At 69.1% G+C, this 3601-nt stretch carries 3 protein-coding genes; all 3 read right to left on the reverse strand.

The features are described 5' to 3' along the window. Positions 1 to 71: 71 nt before the first annotated feature. The 3 genes from MHY85_RS20555 to MHY85_RS20565 are packed head-to-tail and all read right to left on the reverse strand — an operon-like array spanning position 72 to position 3322. Entirely contained in the window at positions 72 to 1400 is a 1329-nt protein-coding gene (locus MHY85_RS20555) for an ABC transporter substrate-binding protein (protein ID WP_239200228.1), read from the reverse strand. Between the two features lie 44 nt (positions 1401 to 1444). Further along, positions 1445 to 2359, reverse strand: coding sequence for a carbohydrate ABC transporter permease (locus MHY85_RS20560; protein ID WP_239200231.1), 915 nt, complete (start codon positions 2357 to 2359; stop codon positions 1445 to 1447). A gap of 15 nt (positions 2360 to 2374) precedes the next feature. Next, entirely contained in the window at positions 2375 to 3322 is a 948-nt protein-coding gene (locus MHY85_RS20565) for a carbohydrate ABC transporter permease (protein ID WP_147795795.1), read from the reverse strand. Positions 3323 to 3601 lie beyond the last annotated feature (279 nt).

The following is a 3601-nucleotide window of genomic DNA, read 5'->3' on the forward strand; positions in this document are numbered from 1 at the left end:
GGTCGGGGCCGGTCGGGTCGGGGCCGGTCGGGTCGGGGCCGGGGCTCGCGGCGCGAGCCCCGGCCCGGGCGTCAGGAGATCGCCGTGCCGACCTCGTCCAGCCAGCGCTCCGCGGCCTCGCGCGGCGTGATCCGGCCGAACAGCACGTCGGAGTTGACCCTGGCCGTGATCTGCGAGGTCTCGCCGGCGCCCACCGGCGGGACCGGCGTCCCGTCGACGATGGTCGGCGCGAGGTCGGCCACGAAGTCCGCGCCGACCCGGTCGGCGTCCGACAGCAGCGGCAGGATCGCCTCGCGCACCGAGGTGTTCGAGGGCAGCCCGCGGTCCATGAGGATCAGCTCCCCCGCGGTCGTGGAGTTGATCAGGAAGTCCACGAGCAGGGCGGCCTCCTCCGGGTGCGGGGAGGACTCGGCGACGGAGTAGTACATCGTCGGGTAGAGGTAGGCGCCCGTGCGGACGCCGTCCGCCTCGCCCGGCGGGCGGAGCAGCTGCAGGTCGCGGCCGGCGGCGTTCTGGATCGCGTCGAGCTGGTTGGACCAGAACCACGCCATCGCGCCCTGGCCGGTGGCGGGCAGCGAGCCCTCGACGCCGGCGGCGTTGATCTCGGTGGAGACCGAGGCGGACGGCTCGCCGCCCGCCTCCATCAGGTCGACCGAGCGCTGGAACCACGCCTCCACGGTCTCGACCGACACGCCCAGCTCGCCGTCCTCGGTGAACACCTCCTCGCCGTTCTGCCGCGCCTGGATCTTGAGCACGGGCTCGAGGAAGCTGTAGTTCTGCACGCCCACGTGCTCGCCCCCGGAGCCCTCGGTGATCGCGTTCGCGACCGCCTGGTAGTCGTCCCAGGTCCAGGTGGTGTCGTCGGGGAGCTCGACGCCCGCCTCGGCGAAGATCGCCGGGTCCGTGACCAGCGCGTGGCTGCTCACGCCCGTCGCGATGCCGACGAACGTGCCGTCGACCTCCCCGGACTCGACGACCGACGGGTCGATGTCGTCCGTCGCGATCCCCAGGTCCCGGAGGTCCGCGAGCAGGCCGCGGCTGGCGTACTCGGCCAGGAACCGCTCCTGCTGCGTGATGACGTCCGGCAGGCTGCCGCCGGCCGCCGCCACGTTGAGCCGCTCGAAGTAGTTGTCCCAGCTGGTGAAGTCGGGCTGCACCGTGATGTGCGGGTACTCGGCCTCGAAGGCCGCGATGACCTTCTCGGTGATCTGCTGGCGCGTGTCCGAGCCCCACCAGGCGAACGTGATCGTCACCTGGTCCGGGTCGTCGGACCCGCTCGTGCTGCCTCCGTCGCCCGGGCTGCCCGAGCTCCCGCACGCGGCGAGCGTCACGGCCGTCGCCGTGGCGGCGACGGCCGCGCCCAGCCGACGTGCGCGCGTCGTCCCTCGTCGTCCCTGCATCAGCGTCCCTCTCGTCGTCGAGTCGTGCTCTGCGGTGCGGCCGATCACTTCATCCCCGTCGTCGCGATGCCCTGGACCAGGTACCGCTGGCCGAAGAGGAAGACCAGGAAGATGGGGATGAGCGTCACGATGGACATCGCGAACATCGGTCCCCAGTTGCTGCCCGTCGCCGGGTCGAGGAACAGGCGCAGCGCGAGCGGCGCCGTCCGCATCTCGTCCCGGGTCAGGAAGATGAGCTGGCTGAAGAAGTCGTTCCACGTCCAGATGAAGGTGAAGATCGCCGTGGTCGCCAGGGCGGGGACGGCATTCGGCAGCATCACCGAGAAGAAGATGCGCGGGTGGCCGCAGCCGTCGATCCGCGCGGCCTCCTCGAGCTCGTTCGGGATGCCGCGGAAGAACTGCACCATCAGGAAGATGAAGAACGCGTCGGTGGCCAGCAGCTTCGGGACGATCAACGGCCAGAACGTGTTGATCCAGTCCATCTGCTGGAACATGATGTAGCGCGGCACGATGATCACGTGGATCGGCAGCATGATGCTGATGAGCATCATCGCGAACCACATGTTCCGGCCCCGGAACCGCAGCCGGGCGAAGGCGTAGCCGGCCATCGAGCAGGTCACCAGGTTGCCCAGGAGGCAGCCCGCGACGATGACGGCGGAGTTGAGCATGTACCGGCCGAACGGCTGGGACAGCGCCTCCCAGCCGCTGGCGTAGTTCGAGAAGTCCCACTGCGTCGGCAGCACCGACAGGTCGCGGAAGATGAGCTCGGTCGGCTTGAAGGAGCTCCCGACCAGCCAGATCAGCGGGTAGATCATGATCACCGCGGCGACGATCATGGTGGCGTGGCGCAGCGTGGTGCGCAGGACCGAGCGCCACCGCTCGCGACCCGGCCGGACGGGGCTGTCGTCGGCGAGGTTGCGGATGCGCGTGGGCAGGTCGGGGGAGGTGGTGGTGGTCATGGCGCTGGACTCCTCTCAGTCCTCGTAGAAGACCCAGAACTTCGAGGCCCAGAAGTTGATGGCGGTCAGCACGAGCACGATGAGGACCAGGACCCAGGCCATGGCGGCCGCATACCCCATGCGCAGGTTCGTGAACCCCTCCTGGTACAGGTAGAGGGTGTAGAAGAGCGTCGAGTCCGACGGCCCGCCCGTCCCGTTGGACACCACGAAGGCCTGCGTGAACGACTGGAACGCGATGATCACCTGCATCACCAGGTTGAAGAAGATGATCGGGCTGAGCAGCGGGAGCGTCACCGAGCGGAACTGCCGCCAGCGGGAGGCACCGTCGAGCGAGGCGGCCTCGTAGTACATCTCCGGGATCTGCCGCAGGCCGGCGAGGAAGATGATCATCGGGGAGCCGAACGTCCAGACGTGCAGCAGGACGAGGGTCCACAGCGCGGTGTCGGGGTGCGACACCCAGCCCATGCCCTGGATGCCGAACAGGCCGAGGAAGGCGTTGAACAAGCCGTCCTCGCCGAACACCTGGCGCCACAGGATCGCGATGGCCACCGAGCTGCCGAGCAGCGACGGCAGGTAGAAGACCGAGCGGTAGAACGTCATCCCGCGCAGGCCGCGGTTGAGGAGCACGGCCAGCCCCAGTGCCACGACCAGCTGCAGCGGGACGCCCGTGACGACGTACAGGAACGTCACCCGGAGCGACTCGTGCAGGCGGGTGTCGGTCAGCATCGCCGTGAAGTTGTCGAGCCCGATGAACGTCGGCGACGTCAGCAGGTCGTAGTCGGTCGTCGCCAGGACCAGCGACGCCACCAGGGGGATCAGCGTGATCCCGAACAGCCCCAGGAACCAGGGGGCCAGGAACGCCAGCGCCGCACGCTGATCGGACTTGCGGAGGTTCGAGACGGCCGCGATCTTCGGGCCGCCGCGCTTGCTGCGCATCGTGCGGAGCTCGTTGAGTGCTGTCATGGACACACTTCCTCGTGGTCTGGCTGCATCGGTTCTCGGGAACCGGTTCCGGACGTTACCCGAACGGGTGAACGCGCTGTCCAGCCCGAGTCGCCCGATCCGCGGCCGGATGTCGATCGCCGCGCCAGAACCGGGTCTGATCCGGGTCTTTGGTCCCAGTTCCGAGGGTCCCGCTGCCGGTGGCGGTGCCGCGTGGGTAGGGTGATCGCGAGAAACCCGTTTCTGAGAGGAAGGGCCCGCGATGACGCCTCCCCCCGCCCCGCTCGACCAGAACCCGAC

Source organism: Cellulomonas sp. ACRRI (genome assembly GCF_022346185.1).
Taxonomy (GTDB): Bacteria; Actinomycetota; Actinomycetes; order Actinomycetales; family Cellulomonadaceae; genus Cellulomonas.